The organism is Xanthomonas sp. NCPPB 2250, assembly GCF_056725265.1.
In genome coordinates, this window is record NZ_CM161520.1 from 2,763,824 (window position 1) to 2,781,871 (window position 18,048).

The 18,048-nt window shown below is 71.1% G+C and carries 17 protein-coding genes; 5 read left to right on the forward strand and 12 right to left on the reverse strand.

From position 1 onward, the window contains the following. Position 1: 1 nt before the first annotated feature. Both AC1PMG_RS10730 and AC1PMG_RS10735 read right to left on the reverse strand, forming a co-directional pair. Positions 2-715 (reverse strand): ATP-binding cassette domain-containing protein, encoded by a 714-nt coding sequence (locus tag AC1PMG_RS10730; protein ID WP_481108881.1) that lies wholly within the window; start codon positions 713-715, stop codon positions 2-4. After that, the gene (locus AC1PMG_RS10735) at positions 712-1,221 is read right to left on the reverse strand and encodes a ZrgA family zinc uptake protein (protein ID WP_481108882.1); all 510 of its coding nucleotides are present in this window, start codon (positions 1,219-1,221) and stop codon (positions 712-714) included. The genes AC1PMG_RS10730 and AC1PMG_RS10735 overlap by 4 nt, the downstream gene beginning before the upstream one ends. Positions 1,222-1,411: 190 nt before the next feature. Between AC1PMG_RS10735 and AC1PMG_RS10740 the strand changes: the two genes are divergently transcribed. The 3 genes from AC1PMG_RS10740 (at position 1,412) to AC1PMG_RS10750 (ending at position 3,824) form a co-directional block, all read left to right on the forward strand. Continuing rightward, positions 1,412-1,642 (forward strand): hypothetical protein, encoded by a 231-nt coding sequence (locus tag AC1PMG_RS10740; RefSeq protein ID WP_481108883.1) that lies wholly within the window; start codon positions 1,412-1,414, stop codon positions 1,640-1,642. A 353-nt stretch (positions 1,643-1,995) separates the two neighbouring features. Beyond that, on the forward strand, positions 1,996-3,276 hold the full coding sequence (locus AC1PMG_RS10745) for a phospholipase D-like domain-containing protein (RefSeq protein ID WP_481108884.1): 1,281 nt from the start codon (positions 1,996-1,998) through the stop codon (positions 3,274-3,276). A 272-nt stretch (positions 3,277-3,548) separates the two neighbouring features. Further along, positions 3,549-3,824 (forward strand): hypothetical protein, encoded by a 276-nt coding sequence (locus AC1PMG_RS10750; RefSeq protein WP_481108885.1) that lies wholly within the window; start codon positions 3,549-3,551, stop codon positions 3,822-3,824. Positions 3,825-3,931: 107 nt separating this feature from the next. On the opposite strand, the gene AC1PMG_RS10755 is transcribed toward AC1PMG_RS10750, so the two are convergent. From AC1PMG_RS10755 to AC1PMG_RS10765, 3 genes are all read right to left on the reverse strand, one after another. Further along, positions 3,932-4,372, reverse strand: a complete 441-nt coding sequence (locus AC1PMG_RS10755) for a hypothetical protein (protein WP_481108886.1) — start codon at positions 4,370-4,372, stop codon at positions 3,932-3,934. Between the two features lie 133 nt (positions 4,373-4,505). Then, positions 4,506-6,218: an ATP-binding cassette domain-containing protein gene (locus tag AC1PMG_RS10760; RefSeq protein ID WP_481108887.1), complete on the reverse strand. Its 1,713-nt coding sequence runs from the start codon at positions 6,216-6,218 to the stop codon at positions 4,506-4,508. Positions 6,219-6,317: 99 nt separating this feature from the next. Continuing rightward, a complete protein-coding gene (locus tag AC1PMG_RS10765) occupies positions 6,318-7,379 on the reverse strand; it encodes a phosphoenolpyruvate carboxykinase (ATP) (RefSeq protein ID WP_481108888.1) in 1,062 nt (353 codons plus the stop codon). A 184-nt stretch (positions 7,380-7,563) separates the two neighbouring features. Here AC1PMG_RS10765 and AC1PMG_RS10770 point away from each other — a divergent pair, with 184 nt between their 5' ends. Together AC1PMG_RS10770 and AC1PMG_RS10775 are read left to right on the forward strand one after the other, a co-directional pair. Continuing rightward, on the forward strand, positions 7,564-9,072 hold the full coding sequence (locus tag AC1PMG_RS10770; RefSeq protein WP_481108889.1) for a B12-binding domain-containing radical SAM protein: 1,509 nt from the start codon (positions 7,564-7,566) through the stop codon (positions 9,070-9,072). Then, positions 9,069-10,352, forward strand: a complete 1,284-nt coding sequence (locus tag AC1PMG_RS10775) for a nucleotidyltransferase family protein (RefSeq protein ID WP_481108890.1) — start codon at positions 9,069-9,071, stop codon at positions 10,350-10,352. The genes AC1PMG_RS10770 and AC1PMG_RS10775 overlap by 4 nt, the downstream gene beginning before the upstream one ends. A gap of 141 nt (positions 10,353-10,493) precedes the next feature. Here the strand turns inward: AC1PMG_RS10775 and AC1PMG_RS10780 are convergent, their stop codons facing one another. The 7 genes from AC1PMG_RS10780 to AC1PMG_RS10810 all read right to left on the reverse strand — a co-directional run bounded on the left by AC1PMG_RS10780 (position 10,494) and on the right by AC1PMG_RS10810 (position 18,042). After that, positions 10,494-11,630 (reverse strand): glycosyltransferase family 4 protein, encoded by a 1,137-nt coding sequence (locus AC1PMG_RS10780; RefSeq protein WP_481108891.1) that lies wholly within the window; start codon positions 11,628-11,630, stop codon positions 10,494-10,496. Beyond that, positions 11,627-12,775, reverse strand: a complete 1,149-nt coding sequence (locus tag AC1PMG_RS10785) for a glycosyltransferase family 4 protein (RefSeq protein ID WP_481108892.1) — start codon at positions 12,773-12,775, stop codon at positions 11,627-11,629. Before AC1PMG_RS10785 ends, AC1PMG_RS10780 begins: the two co-directional genes overlap by 4 nt. Before the next feature lie 2 nt (positions 12,776-12,777). Then, positions 12,778-14,289, reverse strand: coding sequence for a B12-binding domain-containing radical SAM protein (locus AC1PMG_RS10790; RefSeq protein ID WP_481108893.1), 1,512 nt, complete (start codon positions 14,287-14,289; stop codon positions 12,778-12,780). Positions 14,290-14,312: 23 nt separating this feature from the next. Next, positions 14,313-15,008, reverse strand: coding sequence for a class I SAM-dependent methyltransferase (locus AC1PMG_RS10795; RefSeq protein ID WP_481108894.1), 696 nt, complete (start codon positions 15,006-15,008; stop codon positions 14,313-14,315). After that, positions 15,005-16,237 (reverse strand): amidohydrolase family protein, encoded by a 1,233-nt coding sequence (locus AC1PMG_RS10800; RefSeq protein WP_481108895.1) that lies wholly within the window; start codon positions 16,235-16,237, stop codon positions 15,005-15,007. Before AC1PMG_RS10800 ends, AC1PMG_RS10795 begins: the two co-directional genes overlap by 4 nt. Before the next feature lie 2 nt (positions 16,238-16,239). Further along, a complete protein-coding gene (locus AC1PMG_RS10805; protein ID WP_342072751.1) occupies positions 16,240-17,088 on the reverse strand; it encodes a class I SAM-dependent methyltransferase in 849 nt (282 codons plus the stop codon). 108 nt (positions 17,089-17,196) lie between these two features. Next, positions 17,197-18,042, reverse strand: a complete 846-nt coding sequence (locus tag AC1PMG_RS10810) for a Wzz/FepE/Etk N-terminal domain-containing protein (protein WP_481108896.1) — start codon at positions 18,040-18,042, stop codon at positions 17,197-17,199. Positions 18,043-18,048: the final 6 nt, after the last annotated feature.

The window sequence follows — 18,048 nt, forward strand, 5'->3', positions numbered from 1 at the left end:
CTCATCGCGCACCTCCGGCGCTGGCGCGGTTGAGCATGGCCAGGTCGGCCTGGGCGTCGAACAGCGGTGCGATCGACGGATCGTGGCTGACCACGATCGAGCTGGTGCCGCCCTGCCGGCATTCGGCGAACAGCAACTGCAGGAAGGCCTGCGCAGCGATCGGGTCGAGCGCGGAGGTGGGCTCGTCGGCGAGCAGCAGCGGCGGCCGTGCGATCAACGCGCGCGCAGCGGCCACGCGTTGCTGCTGGCCGACGCTAAGCCTGGCGGCCGGTCGCGACCACAGTGCCGCCACGTCCAGGCCCAGCGCGACCATCAGCCGCTCGATCTCGGTGTCCAGCGCCTGCGTGCCCGCCGCCAATCGACCGCGGCGCGCCGAGAACTGCAGGCCCAGCGCGATGTTGTCGCGGGTGCTCAGGAACGGCAGCAGGTTGAACTGCTGGAACACCACGCCGCAGTGGTCGGCGCGGAAGCGGTCGCGTGCGGCCTTGCGCAAGGCCGCCAGGTCCTGCCCGGCCACGCGCACGCAGCCGGCGGTGGGCTGCAGCACGCCGGCGATCAACGCCAGCAAGGTGCTCTTGCCCGATCCGCTGGCGCCGCGCAGCAACAGCTGTTGCCCACGCGGCAGCGCAAACGATGCGATGTCCAGCACCGGCGTGGCGGCGCCGGGATAGCCGAAGCGCAGCTCGGTCAGTTCGACGACGTGGTGCTGGTTCATTCCGGCAGCTTCACCCGGGTCTGCCCGGGCACGACCTCGGTGCGGCCCTGGCCCGCAGCGGTGGCGACATCGACCAGCACCGTGTGCAGCCCGGGGAAACGTTGCGGCAACAGCACCTGCAGGTGATCCAGCCGCGCCGGCTGCGTGCAGTCGAACGCGTACCGGGCGTGGAACTCGGCATGGCTGTGGCCGGGCTCGTCCGGATCGGCCATCGCCACGTCGTAGCCCTCGGTGGTGACCTGCGCACTGCGCAGCGAACAGGCCGCCGCGACCGGGAACTGCAACCAGCCGGCACCGCGCAGGGTGGCGACCGCGGCATCGAGTCGTTTTCGCTCGCCGGCATCGCGCGTCGGGTGTTCGAAATCGAGGATGCCGATGCCGGGCGCGCTGAGCTGCACGTCCACGGCGGTGCCGTCGACGGCGACCTCCAGGTTGGCCTGGCCGTGCACGTGCGGGCCGTGGTGGCGGATCGCAGCGGTGGCTGGCGAACTGGCGGAGAGGAGCAACAGGATCAGGGGAATGCCAGGTCGCATATGCAGCGCATCGGTTGAGTTACACTATAACATTAGTGAACTATCGAGCACAGGTGCAAGCCCGCCGTTGCCGTCAGTCAGCCGCGGTTCGCATCCGGCCACCACCGACGCGCCTCGCACGGCGGCCCTGTGCCGCGATGGGCGCCGAACTCCAGGGATCTTCATGTCTTCTTCCATCATTCCCGACAGCTACACCGCTTGGCGCCACTGCATCGAGGTCGACTGCGGCCTGCGACTGGAGCCTGCCTACATCGCGCAACGCATCGCCGCGCTCAACGACCCCACCGACCACCACACCCAGCAGTTCGTGCGCTGCTGGGGCGAGCCGCATCGCCAGCAGGTGCTGCACTGGTTTGCGCAGGCGCAGGCCGCATTCGCAAACGGTCGCGAGTGAAGCCTCTGGCGCGGCAGGACGCGGCCGCGGTTGCCGTTGGACGGCGATGCATTCCTTCTGCGAACGCGGCACGGCCTGGCGTACTGAACGCGATGCGTCTCGGCATGGCGACGTCCTGATCCAATCAGGGCAGTAAGTCGTCAAGCGATGAGGCCGGACGCGGCCGGCGCGCATTGGTGGTGCGCTCTGCCCCGAAGCGCTGACGCCCCTTGAAGGGAACGCCAACTCAGCCGGAACCACCTCACTGACACGTGCGCTACAAAGCAGGCTGCCAAGCTACGACAGCTGCCGGTAGCATGCACGCGCATTGCCGCCCGGCATCCACTTCCCACGCTCCCGCAAGGACACCCAACGTGCCTCTCGCTTCCATCGCCAGCGCGCATCCCGCGCGCCGCTTCCTGTCCGCCGCCATGGCCTGCCTGCTGCTGTCGGCAGCCACCGGCGCCGAGGCCCGGCCGCAGCCCTCGCAGTTCCAGATCGTCGAGAGCGTGCCCGAGGCCAGCGTCTACGGCGAACCCGGCGTGCCGCGCACCCAGCAGACCTGGCTGGCGATGATCAACGGGGCCAGGCAGCGCATCGACATCGCCGCGTTCTACATCTCCGAGAAGCCGGGCACCGGCCTGACGCCGGTACTGGACGCACTGGCCGCCCGCGCCCGCGCCGGGGTGGCGGTCCACCTGCTGGTCGACCACACCTTCCTGGCCAAGAACCCGGACAGCGTCGCCTGGCTGGGCAAGGTGCCGGGTATCACCGTGCGGGTGCTGCCGGTCGATACGCTGACCGGCGGCGTGCTGCACGCCAAGTACATGATCGTCGACGACGCCAGCGTGTTCGTCGGCAGCCAGAACTGGGATTGGCGGGCGCTGGAGCAGATCCATGAGATCGGCGCGCGCATCGATGACGCACGCTTCGCCAAGACCTTCGCCGCGAGCTTCGACTACAGCTGGCGCCTGGCCGACGAAGGCAATCTGGCCAAGGCGCAGGCGCGCGGCGTGCAGCCGCCGGACTTCGCCCCGGTCACCGCCACCGATCCGGTGCTGCTGGATGCCGGCAGCGCCGCGCCGCTGGTCGCCTTCCCCGCCTTCAGCCCGCCGGCGCTGCAGCCGGCGTGGGTCAGTGCCGAGGAGCCGGCCCTCGTCGACATGATCCGCGCCAGCCAGCATGCGCTGCGCATCCAGGTGATGACGCTGTCGGCGATCCGCAGCTTCGGGCCCAAGGGCTGGTGGGCGCCGGTCGACAGCGCCATCCGCGACGCCGCCGCCCGCGGCGTGCAGGTGCACATCATCGTCGCCGACTGGGCGCTGCGCGAACCGATGCAGGCCTACCTGAAAAGTCTGGCCGCGCTGCCGAACATCGCGGTGAAGTTCAGCCGCCTGCCGCCGGCGCCGCAGGGCTTCATTCCGTATGCGCGGGTCGAGCACGCCAAGTACGCGGTGGCCGACGACCGCAGCAGCGTGATCGGCACCGGCAACTGGGAATGGAGCTACTTCAATACCGCGGTGGACGCCTCGGTGTTCGTCAAGGGCAAGGGGCCGGCCGAGACGCTGACGCGCATCTTCGACCGCGACTGGAACGGCCCTTACGTCACCACGCTGCAGCCTGGGCAAAACTACGAGGCGCCGCGGACTGAGTAGCCTTTGCTGTCGCGTTGGCCGCACGCACCTTCAGGGCTGGCAGTTCCTGGCTCACTGCGCGCTTCATCGCGTCTCGGCAGGAGCGCGCAGCCGAAATGCACCTTGGGTGCGCGGATGGCACCGCGGCATCTGCCGCGACCGTCCCCACGAAGCCTTAACCAGCGCTCCCTATCCTGGCTCCGCGCTGGAGGGCGACCGCGGCGCCGGGCATTGCCGCAGGCGCCGCAACGCACGCCTCCCACCGCGTACGGACATCAAAACAAGGAGACGCCATGAAGACGCTGCACGCACTCGTGTTCGCAGGAAGCTTGTTGGGCCTTGCCTCGCCGGCCTTCGCCGAGGTCGCCAATCTCACCAACAGCGCCGACGGTGCCAACCGCGATGCCGGCATCGCCGCGGTCAAGAAGAAGTTGCTGGACGCCTGCACTGAACGCAAGGGCAAGCCGGACCCCAACTCGTTCGAAGTGGTGTTCGAGAAGACCAGCCAGAATCCGGACGTCCCCAAGCCGTACTACGTGGATGGAAAGATGAAGTGCGACATTCCGTAGCTGTGAGTTGGATGTGAGGTGACTCACGCCCACATACGTTTGAATGCGAACGAGGCCCCGCTTGCGGGGTCTTGTTTTTTGCGCATGCGCCGAGCACACACGCGGCTTCACCTACCAATAAATCCCGACGGCAGCTCCACCGACGGTCTGCAACGCAAATAATTGCGATCGCGGTCCAGCGCCTGCTCCCAGCCGTTGCCCACTTTGCGGATCACGCGCCCTTCCGAGCAGGACACGCCGGCGGCCCGGGCTTCGGCAGTGCCCAGTTCGGGAATGTCGAGTTGGATCTGGGACGGTCGCGGACGGCCGAAGTTATGGGCAAAGTTGTCCTGCATGGAGAAGTCCACCTGTTCGCAATAGGCATGCGTCCAGGGACGAGGATCGTTTGCCAGCAGCTTGCGGCAATCCAGGCGTGGAATCGGGGCGACGTTGCGCTGCGGATTCACACGCTCGACGCCCCGTCCGACCGCCGAGCGCGTTTGCGCGAATGCCGTGGTCGAGACGGCGATGAGGAGCAACCCAACTGCTGCCCGTTGAATGACGTCCATGATCCCCCCTGTGCGGAGAGCTTAGCGATGCCTAGTCCATGTCGCTTAGACAAAATTGCGTGCAGCACCTATGGGCATCCAGCGCAGTTGCAGACAATAGCGCCAGGCCCCGGCAGAGTACCGCCGCGTTCGCTCAGGACGCCCGATCAGCCAACAGCAGCGGGGACACGGTCGCGCGTTGCACCATCACGCACTGGTCGGCGATGGCGGTCAGGCCGAGGCGGTGCGAGACCGCGACCAGGGCGGTCTGCGGCAGCCGCCGCCGCAACGTGCTCAGGACCTGCTGTTCGGCGACGGCGTCGAGGGCGCTGGTGGCTTCGTCGAGCAAGGCCACGCGCGGTTGCCGCAGCAGCACCTGGGCCAGCAGCAACCGCTGCAGTTCGCCACCGGACAGGCGCGCGCCGGCGCCGTGCGCGGCGGTGTCCAGGCCGGCGCCGCCCTGCAGACGCGTGGCCAGGCCGACGTCGCGCAGGGCTTCCCACATTGCCGTCTCGCTCGCGCTCGGCGCCGCCCAGGCCAGGCAGTGGCGCACGCTGTGCTGCCAGGGCCGCACGCCCTGGGCGACATAGGCCAAGGGCTGCAGCGCGGCGCGGTAGCCGGCGAAGTCGAGCACGCGGCCGTCGCAGTGCGCAGCAAACTGCGGTGGCGCGACCATGCCGGCCAGCGCGTCCATCAGGCTGCTCTTGCCGACGCCGGATGGGCCGCTGATCAGGGTCAGCGTGCCTGGCGCGAGGACCAGACCGGTCAAGGCCACCGCGGCCAGCGGCGGTGCCAGGCCGATGCGTGCGATCTGGATCGGCGCCGTCGCTTCCGTCGCTGTACTGGACTGCGCCGCCACAGTGCCAAGTGGTGTTGGCAGCGTGCCGAGCGCGACGTAGCGCTGCCACAATTCCAGCGCAGGCGCGGCCGAGCGCAGTTGCTGCACGCTCTGCCGGGTCGAGACCAGGTACGGCAGCAGCCGTCCCAGCAGCAGGCCGACAGTGATCAGCGCGCCGCGGTCGATGCCGTGCCACACCCCGGCCAGCAGCATGATCGCGGCGATGGCCGCCACCGCCGCCAGTTCCAGCAACAGGCGGCCGGAGGCGACCAGCGCCTGCTGGCGCGCGTAGCCATAGGCGAGCCGGCCGGCGATCGCCTCGTAGGCTTCCTGCTCGCGTGCCTCGCGGGCGAACGAGCGCACGTGGCGCAGACGCCGCGGGAAATCCTCGCTGAGCCAGAACAGCCGGGTCATGTCGGCGACGTACTGGCGGCTGACCCGGGCCTGTTCGTGGCCGGCGATGCGGAAGGCGAGCAGGCCCAGCGCCAGCAGCGGCGGCAGTGCCAGCACCAGCATCGGGGAGACCAAGAACGCCGCGGCCAGGCTCACCGCCGCGGTGATCGCCGCCACCAGCAACTGCAGCAGCGCGCTGAAGCCCTGCACCACGATCTCGACGTTGTAGGTGAGCAGGTTGGCGATTTCCGCCGAGCTGGCGTCGGCCAGGGCCGGCAGCGGCGCCTGCAGCAGCCGTGCATGCACCTGCCGGCGCAGGTCCAGCGCGTGGCGGCTGGCCAGGTCCGCGGCCAGTCGTGTGCCCCACCAACGCAGCAGGGCGAAGCCGCTGCTGGCGGCGACGAACAGCAGGGTCTGCGCGAGGAAGCCGTTCGGCAACGGCAAGACGTGGCCGGCCAGGGTCAGCACGTGGCCGGGTTGCACCAGCGGCACCAGCGCGACCGCCGCCAGCGCGCCGGCCAGCGCGCCGAGCAGCGACAGCAGCACGTACCCGGCAATGCGCAGGCGCTCGCCACGGCCGAGCACGGCGACGAAGGCGCGCAGCAAGTGCGATGCCGGCTCCGGGCGTGCGCTCATCGGTGGGTGTCCATGCGGCGGACCATCGACGCGGTGCGCCGCCTGCACTCCCCTGCGTCGGCGATGCGCGTCGTCGGCATCGTCACGCCCAGCAAGGGATCAGGCCAACAGTGTCTGCACCGCATCGACCGAGGCCTCCGGATGCGTGCCACGTTGCAGTTCGTACACGCCCAGCCGCTGCAACTGGCGCGCGAACAACGGCCAGTGCGGCTGGCCCGCGGCGTAGGGCTGGTCCGCGGCCAGGCGTGCCGCCACGTCCGCGTCGGGCAGCGGCTGCAGCAGCCGCTGCGGATCGGCGGCCATGGTGGACGAGACGAACACGGCCGCGGCCAGCCGCAACGGTGCCTGTGCCAGGCGCCCTTCGCCCTGGCGGATGTCCACCTCGTGCTTCAGCGCGCCGCTGCGGCGGCGGATCATCGGCGCCGCGGCGATCCAGGCGCGGGTATGCGCATCAAGCAGGTGCAACAGTTCCGGCCGCAGATGCAGGAAGTTGCCGATGCCGGTGGCGAGCAGGTATTGCGGAGCGACGAACAGCGCGTCCTCGGCAAGGAACTCCAGCCCACGCAGCAGGCTGTGCAGCGCCAGGGTCGACTTGCCGGCGCCGCTGCCGCCAAGCAGCAGCACGCCGCGGCCATCGCGGCCGACGCAGGCGCCGTGCAGCGGCACCAGGCGCATGCCGTGCGCGGCAAGCACGAACACGGCGAACTCGATCAGCTCGTAACGCACGTGGTAGGCGTGCGCGAGCATGTCCTCGGACACCACGACCAATGCCCTGCGCTGCTCGGGCACCAGCACGACGTAGTTGTGCGCATCGATCACCCCGCTCAAGACACCCGCGCCCGAATGGGTCTGCACCGGCGGCGGCTCCATTGCCAGCGCGTAGGGTGCGTCGCCGCGGTCCACCAGGGTCAGTTCGATGCGGAACGCGGCGCTCTCCGGCAGGCGATGCGCCGGCACCGCGCCGAATGCCGCTTCCACCAACGCCAGCAGCGCCGGACTGTTGCTCTCGAAGTGGAAGCGTCCGCCGAGCAGTTGCTTGCTGAGCCTGTGCGGGCGCCGCAGCTGAGTGTGGAACGGATCGCAGGCACCGGCCGCAGCGACGACAGGCGTGGCGTGGTCGCTTGTTGCCACGTCCAGAACACGCACGGTCGATCGCTGCATCGGAGAAGAGTCGCTTGGGTGGATGCAGCGTGGGTGCGCCTGCCGCGGCCAAAGGTTGCGCGGGTCATACCGGTATTTCGCGCAACCAAACGGTGCAGCCCCGGCACCTACCGCCACGGCCACCTGCGCGCGGCCATCGCTGCATGCGCCCCTCCCCCGCGGCGCCGAACGAGACCTTTCGCCGATGCTCAAGATCCAGGTCAGCCACTCCTACTTCCTGCGCTACGACCCCAAGCAATGGGAGCGCGGCAAACCGTACCCGCCGCTGGCCACGCTGCAGGTGGCGGCGCTGCTGCGTCAGCATGGACACCCGGTGACGCTGTTCGACGCGATGCTCGCCGAAGGCGTGGAAAACTACGACCACGCCGTCCGCACGCAGCGGCCGGACCTGGTGGTGTTCTACGAGGACAACTTCAACTTCCTCACCAAGATGTGCCTGAGCCGGATGCGCGAGGCCGCGTGCCGGATGATCGCCGAGGCGCGCGCCGGCGGCAGCCGGGTGATCGTCGCCGGCTCCGACGCCTCGGACCATCCGGAGGCGTTTCTCGCGGCCGGTGCCGACGCGGTGCTGATCGGCGAAGGCATCGCGGCCTTGCTGGAACTGGTGGCGCGGCTGCAGGCGGAACCGGACATCGACCCGGCGCGCTGGGTGGCCGGCCTCGCCGAGGTGGCCAGCGCGGTGCTGCCGCAACTCAAGCGCGCGCAGATCGGCGCGCGGCCGCCGGATCCGCGGCTGTCGGTGACGGCGGCCTGGGACCTGCTGGATATCTCGCGTTACCGCGCGTTCTGGCAGCAGCGACACGGCCATTTCAGCCTGAACATGGCCGCCTCGCGCGGCTGCCCGTTCCGCTGCAACTGGTGCGCCAAGCCGATCTGGGGCAATCACTACAAGCGCCGCGAGGCGCAGGACGTGGCCGCGGAGATGACCCAGCTCAAGCGCAGCTTCGCGCCCGACCATGTGTGGATGGCCGACGACATCTTCGGCTTCCACGTCGACTGGGTGGAGGACTTCGCCGATGCGCTGGTCACCGCCGACGGTGCGGTGCCCTTCACCATCCAGACCCGTGCCGACCTGTGCAGCGAGCGCATGACCGCCGCCCTGGCGCGGGCCGGCTGCCGCGAGGCCTGGATCGGCGCGGAGAGCGGCAGCCAGCGCATCCTCGACAAGATGACCAAGGGCACCGACGTGGACGGCGTGATCGCCGCGCGCCAGCGGCTGGGCGCGCAGGGCATCCGCGTGGGCTTCTTCCTGCAGCTGGGCTACCTGGACGAGCAACTCGACGACATCCTCGCCACGCGCCGGCTGGTGGCGCAGGCGCGCCCGGACGACATCGGCGTCAGCGTGTCCTATCCCCTGCCCGGCACTGTGTTCTACCAACAGGTCAAGGACCAGCTCGGGCGCAAGACGCATTGGCAGGACAGCGACGACCTGGCGATGATGTTCCGTGGCGCCTACGACTCGGCGTTCTACCGCCAGGTACGCGATCTGCTGCATCGGCAGGTGGACCTGCAATGCCGCGAGGATGCGTGCCAGGCGCCGACGCACGCGCAGGACTGGGCGGTGCTGGACGCCGACTGGGCAGCACTGGTCGCGCACGAGGCGCAGCATCGTACCGACCAGCCACCAGCGCCGACGGCCAAGGCGGTCGCCGCCGGCGGCAGTCGCCGCATCCCGCTGGTGCAGCGCTCATGAGCGACCTGGCGACGCCCTCGTCTCCGGCCGTGGCGGCCGACCTGCCGACAGCGGCATCCGCGGCGACGCCGGCACACCTGCCGTTGCGGCGCATCGGCCGTGGCCTGCGCCTGGCCACCGAAACCCTGGCGCATGAGCTGGCACGCCCCGGTGCGCCGATGCCGGACTGGAGCGGCCTGAACTGGCAACTGGCCGCAGCGGCGGCGGTCGCGCACGGCGTGGCGCCACTGCTGAGCCAGCGCTCGCAATGGCCGGACCGGCCGTGGCGCGCGTTCCTGGAGGGGCAGCGCGAACACGTGGCGCAGCGCTACCAGCGCATCGCGGCATTGCTGCAGCGAATCGACGCCCTGGCGCAGACCGCCGGCCTGGCGATCGTGCCGCTGAAGGGCGCGGCGCTGCATGCGCAAGGCCTGTATCGGCCGGGCGACCGGCCGATGGCCGACATCGACCTGCTGGTGCGCCCCGAAGATGCCGAGCGTGCCGCGACGCTGCTCGCCGCGCTGGGCTACGTGGCCGAGTTCGCGCAGTGGAAGCACCAGACCTTCCGACCGGCGCAGGCGCAGGCGGTTGGTGGCCTGGGCGAGCACCGCGACACGCCGATCAACATCGAACTGCACGTGCGCATCCAGGAGCGCCTACCGCTGCGCACGGTCGACCTCGGCACGCAGCTCCTGCCGGGCGACGGCAAGCCCGGCTTGAATCCCTACCCGAGCAACGGCGCGCTGATGCGCCACCTGCTGCTGCACGCGGCCGGCGGGCTGTGCAGCCGCAGCCTGCGGCTGATGCACCTGCACGACCTGGCCTTGCTCGCTCCGCGCATGCGCGCCAGCGACTGGCAGGTGCTGACCGGTGCCGATGCCTGGTGGGCGTGGCCGCCGCTGCGGCTGATGTTGCGCTACTACCGCGCGGCGATCCCGTCGGCGGTGCTCAAGCAACTGCGCGCGCAGTGCCCGCCGCTGCTGCGGCTGCGCGCGCGTGGGCTGGACCTGACCGCGGCGTCATGCTCGCAACTCTGGTTGCCGGCGCTGCCGGGCATCGAGTGGGCGCGTTCGGGCCGCGAGGTGCTGGACTATCTGCGCCAGCGCCTGCAGCCGTCGGCGGAAAGCCGCCAGGAACGCGCCGAGATGATCCGCACCCAACTGTGGTTGCAGGGCCAGGATTGGGTGCGCCTGCCGCAGCGTCGTCGCGTGCTGCAGCGCCTGCTGCGCCCGGTGCCGCGGATGGACACGCTGTATGCGGTGCGGACCGCGCTGCAGGGCTATGCGCCGTCGTCGGATTGACGCACGCCCTCATAAGACCGTCGCAGGAGCGCCTTCAGGCGCGACAGCCGTTGCGGGAAATGCGTGTCGCGGCTGAAGCCGCTCCTACGACAAGACACGATGCCGCCTTGAAGGCGAAGCGCCGGCACGCCGCGCTGCGCGTCAACCGTTCTGCGCCGCGCGCCGCTCATCGGTGCTGCGCGGTGCGCACAGGCGCTGGTACAGCGCGGTGAAGCCGCGCACGCTGCAGTCGGCGTCCTCGCGCACGGCCCGGCATTGCGCCGCCCAGGCCAGGCGCAGGCGCAGTTCGTCGTCGCTGAGCACCTGGCGCAGCGCATCGGCCAGCCCGGCCCAGTCGCCGACCGGCACCGCCAGCGCCGCCGATGGCGCCCACTCCTGCAGATGCCCGACCGCGGTGCCCACGGTCGGCACGCCGGCCACCGCCGCTTCCAGCAGCACCAGCGGCCCGGCCTCGTGCTGCGACGACAGCACCAGCAGATCCGCCGCTTCCACCAGCGGCCGCAGGTCGCGCTGGGTCTTGAAGCCGAGGAAGCGCACGCGCTCGCTCAGGCCCAGCGTGGCGACCAGGCGCTGCATCGCGCCGTCGAGGGTGTCCACGCCGACCAGGTCGATGCGGAAGTCGACCCCGGCGCGGGCCAGTGCGGCGAGTGCACGCAACAGGGTGGTCTGGTCCTTGACCGGATTGAGGCTGGCCACGTGCAGCAGCCGCGCCGGGCGCTCCCCGCGCGGGCGCGGCGGACGCGGCGGCCAGGCGCGCAGGTCCACGCCCAGCGGCACGCGCTCGGCGGCGATGCCCAACGCCCGCAAGCTGTCGAGGATGGGCGCGCTGGCGGCGGTCACCGCACTCGCCAGGCGCAGCACCAATGCCTCGCGCAGCCGTCCCTGCCATTTGCGCCGGCCGCCGTAGCCGATCGCGTGCAGTGCGACCAGTTCGCCGCCGGCGATGTGCACCAGGCTCGGCCGCTGCAGCCAGCGCGCTGCTGCCACCGCGATCAGGCTGCAGTGGCCGGAAAACAGCGACTGCACCACGTCGAATGGCGCGCGGCGGTGCTCGGCGCGGATCGCGGCGATCGCGCGCCAACGCGTACGCAGCGCGCCGATGTTGTGGATGCGCGCGCCCAGCAGGTCCCATTGCGCCGGCAGCGGCTCCTGGTGCAGCACGAAGACGTGCAGGTCGTGCACGCGCGCCAGGCGCTCGATCAGGCTCAGGAAGGCCGGAATCACCCGGTACTCGCCGCTGCGGTCGACGCCGCCCGGCACCACCAGCGCCAGCTTCATGCCGCGCTCCGCGACGTGGCGCCGAGCAGGTGCGCATAGGCGCGCGCCCAGCGCCGGCCGACCGCCGCGAACGACAGCTGCGCATCGAAATGGGTGCGCACCAGCGCCCGCGACGGCCCGTCGCGCGAGGCCTGCAGCAGCGCGGCCGCCAGGCGTTCGGCGTCGCCGCAGGGCCACAGCGCACCGACCCGGCCGCCGTCGCTGAGCGCACGGAACGCCGGGATGTCGGTCAGCACCGGCACCGCGCCGCAGGCATAGGCCTCCAGCGCAGCGTAGCCGCAGCTCTCGCCCAGGCTGCCGGACACGAACAGGTCGGCCGCGCGCATCAGGGTCTGGATCTGCGCGTGCTCCACCCGGCCCAGCAGGTGCACGCGGCCGGCCAGCCGCGGATCGGCCTGGATGCGCTGTTGCACCACCGGCAGCAGCGGCGCATCGCCGAACGCGCAGAACAGCTGCAGCCCGCTCAGCTGCTCGCTGGCGCGGGCCACGCCGTCGAGCACGGTGAGCGGATCCTTGCCCTCGCTCAGATGGCCGACCCACAGCACGCAGGGCGCGCCATGCAGCCCGCTGTCGCGGCGCGCCTGGTCGCGCTCTCCGGGAGTGAAGCGGCAACTGGATTCGGGAATGGCGAACAGGCGCGTGGACCCGGCGAACAGCCCGGCGCCGACGAAGCCGCGTGCCAGGTCCAGCGAGGTGAAGGCGATGCCGGCGGCGGCGGCGTACCAGCGCCGCCATTGCGGCCGCCGCCACCAGCGTGGCGGTCGGTTGGCGTGGTCCTGCAGCAGGATCGGCAGCGACGGCCGCCAGCGCGCCAGCGTCGCCGCCTCGCGCGCGAACTGCAGGCCGTGCACGTGGACCACGTCGGCCTCCAGCTCGGCCAGCAGTGCGGCGATGCGGCGCAGATGGCGCCGGCGCCCGGTCTCGGCACGGCGCACGAAGTGGTAGTCGACGCCGTTGCGCTGCAGTTGCGCATCGACCGCGGCGGCCTGGATCACCGACACGCGGGTGCCGGCGCTGGCCACCGCCTCGGCGATGTCGGCCAGCGATGGCCACAGCGCGAACGCCTGCTCCGGCGTCACCCCGTCCGGCAACGGCACGAAGTTGAGTTGCACGGCATGCACGGCGCGGGCGACGTTGCCGGCCATGCTCAGATCCCGGACACCTGCGGCCGGTGCAGGCGCACCAGCCGGTTGGCGAGGTTCAGTTCCCATGGCCGGTCGTAGCGCCGGTAGCGGTAGCGCCACGCGGCCAGCGCGCTGAGGCCGCGCTTGGCCCAGCCAGGCGAGCGCTGATCCTGCGCGGTGGGATAGCGGCAGCCGAGCACGGTAACGAAATCGCGGATGCGCTGGCGCAGCGCATCGGTGAGCCAGGGCGCATCGGCGTGGCAGGCGTAGTCCACCCACTGCGGCTGGGCCCATTCCTCCGGTGTGCGCGGGAACTGCACCGGCACGCCGTCGCGATCGAGCAAGGGCATGCCGGCGCGGCGGCCGCGGTCCTTCTCGTGGCGGCTGCTGTCCGGCAGCGGCGTGTACACGTAGACGATGATTTCCGACTGCGGGTTGATCCGCTTCAGCTCGCGGATGAACTCGAAGGTCTGCTCGGTCTCGCGTTCGCTGTCCTGCGGCGGCGCGACCATGAACGACAGCTCCGGGATCACCCCGTTGCGCCGGCACAGTTCGGCCACCTCCAGGGTCTGGTCCGGGCGCGTGCCCTTGCGGATCTCCTTGAGCATCGCCCCGCTCGGCGACTCGGCGCCGATGTAGGCCATGCGCAGGCGGCTCTTGCGCACCAGCTTCCAGGTGCTCTCGGACAGGTTGAGCAGCGCGTCGGCGCGGGCATAGCACCACCACGGCAGTTCCAGCTTCGCCATCACCTCCAGCAGCGGAATCATGTCGGCTTCGCGGTCGAAGAAGTTGTGGTCGAAGAACTGGATCGAGTCGGCGCCCAGGCCGTATTTCAGATAGCTCAGCTCGCGCTCCAGGCGCGCCGCGGTCGGCAAGGCGGTGGCACCGCCGAACATGGCCGCCACCCCGCAGAAGGTGCAGCGGAAACGGCAGCCCAGCGCGGCCTGGTGCGAGGCGGTACGGCGGCCGAGGAAGGTGCGGCCGAGATAGCGGCGCGGTTCGCCGAGTTTCTCGTACGGCAGCGATGGCAGCGCGTCGCCGCGCTGGAACGCGCGGTTGCGGTTGTGCACCACGGCGCCGTCGTGCTTCCAGGATACCCCGTCGACCTGCGCCAGCGTCGGCCCCTCGCCGCGCAAGGCGGCCAGCAGTTCCGGCAAGGTGTCCTCGCCCTGCGCGCGGATCGCGTAATCCACGTACGGTGCGGCCAGCGCGGTGTCCGGGTACAGCGTGGGAAAATAGCCGCCCCAGACGATCGGCAGCGCCGGGAAGCGCGCACGGATGGCCTGCGACAGCGCGATCGACGGCGCCAGTTGCGGCCCGCCCATCACGCTGATGCCGACCGCATCGAAGCGCTGCTCCTGCAGCGCCTGCAGGCTGCGGTCGATGAAGTCGCGGTCGACGTTGCCGTCGATGATGCGGCTGTCGCCAGTGCGATCCAGTGCCGCCGCCAGGTTCAGCAGCGACAGCGGAAAGCGAGCGCTGGACGGCTTGGTGATGGTGGGATTGACCAGCAGCGTGTTCGGTGTGGAGGACATACGGGGCGGACGCAGGACGGGGGTCACGGCAGGCGCCGCAGGCGCAGCACCAGGGCCACCGGCACCTGCAATGCAGCGGGATCGAAATGGGCGCCGGCGGGGATGTCCGCCGGGTCGAGCATCGGTTCGCTGACCGCGTCGATGGCCAGCCCGAGCGCAGCGCAGGCGGCGTGCCAGTGGCTGTACAGGTGCTGGGTGTGGCGCACCGCGTAGCGCTGGCCGCCGGCCTTGAAGTCGCGGCGCCAGCCCAGCGCCGGGCCGATCGGGTGCACGTCGCTGCACAGCACCCAGCCACCGGGGCCGGTGACGCGGCGCAGTTCCGCCAGGGCCGGCGGCAACTGCGGCAGGTGCCCCAGCGCCAGCGCGCAGAGGCTCAGGTCGGCGCTGGCGTCGGCCAGCGGCAAGGCCTCCAGGCCGCCTTCGTGCAACGTGTAGCGGTCGGTATCGACGTCGGCCAGTTCCTGCGCCGCGCGCGTCAGCATCTGTGGCGACAGGTCCACGCCGGTGACGTGGCCGGCGCCACGCTGCAGCGCATGCAGCAGGTAGCGGCCGCTGCCGCAGCCGGCATCGAGCACGTGCTGGCCGCGCAACGACCGCGGCAGCAAGGCCAGCATGGCGCGCTGCTCGGCCTGCATCACCGGGTTGTGCGCCTGCGCCGGGTAGCTGTCCGCCCACAGCGCATAGGCGGCCAGCGGATCGAGGGTCGGGATCGCGCTCATGCCGGGCATTCCTGCGACAACTGGGTCAGGCGTGAACGCGGCGGTGCAACCTGGACTTCCAGGCCCGGCTCCAGCGCGAGCAGCGCCGGGTCGGCGAGTTCTGCGGCGAGCAACTTCGGCACGCCGTCCAGCGTCACCGGCACCGTGTCCACGCCGGCCGCGGCGAACCATGGGGCGAAATCGGGATCGGCGATGCGCGGACGGCCATCGCGCACCACCGCGCGCAGCGCGCTGCGCGGCAGCCCGACCAGGCTCTGCGCCGGCGCCCCGCCACGGTCGGCGACGATCAGCAGATCGGCGTGTGCGCCCGGCGCCAGATGCCCGCGATCCGGCATGCGCAGGATCTCGGCCGCGGCGGTCGTGGCCAGGCGCAGCGCCTGGGTCGCGTCCAGGCCGTGGGCGGCGGCCAGGCGCAGGTCCTCGAGCAGGTCGCGGCCGCCGCTGACCCGCGCATCGCTGCCCAGCGCCAGGCGCCCGGCCGCGCTCAGGCGCTGCGGATCGAGGGTGCGTCCGAGCAGGGTCAGGTTGCTGCTCGGGCACCACACCACCGCCGCGCCGCACGCGAGGACGCGGGCGACGTCGTCCGCGCCCAGGCCCACACCGTGGATCAGTACCGTGTTGTCCGCCAGATAGCCGCGCCGCTCCAGCTCGGCGAGTTCGCCGGCAGCCACCGCGTCGGTACCTTCGGCCAGGTGGATCATCCACGGCCAGCCGGCAGCGGACGCCGCGGCGAAGCTCTGTGCCAGCGGCGGCCCGTAGTCGGGACCGTGCAAGGTGTAGCTCCAGCCGAAGTCGCGCAGCAGCGCCACCGGGAAGTCGGCCGCATCCAGCGCGGCATGCCAGGGATCGTGGTGGGCCACGCAGGTCACCCCGGCCAGCAGGTTCTTCAGCCCGCCATGGCGCAGCCGCAGCGACTTGGGCAGGGCCAGCGCGGCGGTCACCGCCGGCGTGCGGAAATGCGCGGCGAAGGCGTCGATCCAGGCATAGCTGTTGGCGAACGGCGCAGCCTGCCGCAACGGCGGCACCGCATTGACGTGCAGATGCTCGTGGGCGTTGATCAAGCCGGGCAGCACCAATTGCCCGTGCAGATCGATGCGCAGCGCGGCCGGCATGGCCGTCGCGGCGATGCGGCCGGCGTGCAGCGCCAGCGGCGCGTGCACCGCGCCGCCGGCGTGCGCGACGCGCGCACCCTCCAGGCAGAGGTCGATGGAGGCGGCAGACGCGGCCATGCTCAGCGCTTGCGCATCACGATCAGGAAGTGATCGCCCATGTCGCGCAGCAGCGGCCAGCCGCCGATGCGGTCGTCGAGGCGGCCCAGCGCCTCGCCCAGGCGCGGATGGCGCTGGTAGTGCTCGACCAGGTACGGCGGCGGCAGGCACAGGCTGAGCGCGCGGTACGACTCCAGCGCGAAATGCGGCGCGAACGCGCGGTAGAACTCGCGCGGCAGGTAGTACCAGGTCCAGATCGTGTGCCCGTTCATGCCCACGGCGGTGGCGCCACGTGCGGCGCGCACGGCGGCACGGCGAACGCGGCCGCGCAGCAGGTAGTGGCCCAGCTCCCACGGGCACAGGCGGCCGATCACCGAGAACACCAGGCGGCCGTCGCGGCGCAGCAGCCGCGCGCAGTGGCGCGCGACGTCGGGCAGGTCCGGCGCGCAGTTGAGCGGGCCGAAGTTGGAGTACATGCCATCGAACTCGCCGTCGAGCAGCTCCAGTTGCTGGATGCCGACATGGGCCACGCTGAGCCGGCCGCGCAGACTGGGATCCTGCGCGCGGGCACGGGTGCGCTCCACCATCTGCGGCGACCAGTCGGTGGCCAGCACGCGGTAGCCGCGCTGGGCGAAGGCGTGCGCATCCAGGCCGGTGCCGCAGCCCAGATCGACCAGGCGCGAGCCGACCGGCAACTGCGTCGCCACCGTGTCCCACAGGGTGGTCCGCATGCGCTGGATCAGCGCGTTGTTGCCGCGCGGGCCATCGTAGTCGGCGGCCACGCTGTCGAAGGCGCGCTGCGTGTCCAGCAACCGCACCGGGTCCAGAGTGGTCGTGTGCGCCGTTGCACCCGCCTTGCCATTCGCTGTCACCTGCACCTCTCCACTGCTCTGCCCTTGTCGGAATCCGCACGCATCGAGCGCGCGGTACTGCAGGTAGGTGCGGCGGCAGCGCCGTTTGGTTGAATCGGCGAGGTGCCGTTATGCGGCGGCGCACTCCCCTGCCGGCCGGACGTGGCGCCGGCGCAGCGCATTGCGCACCACCGCGGCCAGCACGCCACCGCCGAGCCCAGCCAGCAGGGCCGCCGCCAGCACCAGCACCGGGTTGGGGAACGCCGCGCGCGGCGGCACGTAGGTCTCCCAGGGCGCCGAGGTGTCGTAGGTGTAGCGCGTGCCGAGCCGGCCGAGCAGATCCTCGCGCTCGGCCTTGAGGCCGCGCAGCGTGGTGGTCTTCTCCGACAGCAGCATGTTGCCGAGCAATTGCTGCTCGACGCTGCCGCGGCCTTCGCGTTGCTGCTGCAGCAGGCGGTCGCGCTCGGCCTGGGTGGTGGCGATGTCCGCGGTCAGCTCCTGCAGCCGCGCCGTGGCCTGCTGCAGCGGACCGGCCTGGATGCGCCGGTGCAGCGCCTGCAACTGCGCGATGGTAGCCGTGGCCAGTTGTCGCGCCTGCTGCGGCGATTGCGCGCGCAGGGTCAACTGGATCAGGTTGGCGTACGGGTCCGGATCCAGCTTCAGGCTGTCGCGGTACAGCGCGGCCTGGCGACTGTCCAGGACCACGCCGGCGCTGTGCAGCACCTGTTCCTGGAACTGCCGTGTCTTGATCCGGTCGATCACCCGCTGGAACGGCTCCAGCTTGGGGTCGCGCCCGGACGGGGTCGGGCCGAACTCGCCGACCTGCACCCAGGCGGTGGCCTGCCACTGGCGCGTCGCCCCGTGCAGGAACAGCGCCGCCAGCGCCAATGCCAGCAACAGCGGCAGCAGGCACCAGCGCCATTCGCGCCGCAGGATCCGCCACAGGTCGATCAGATAGATTTCGTCTTGGTGCATTGCGGT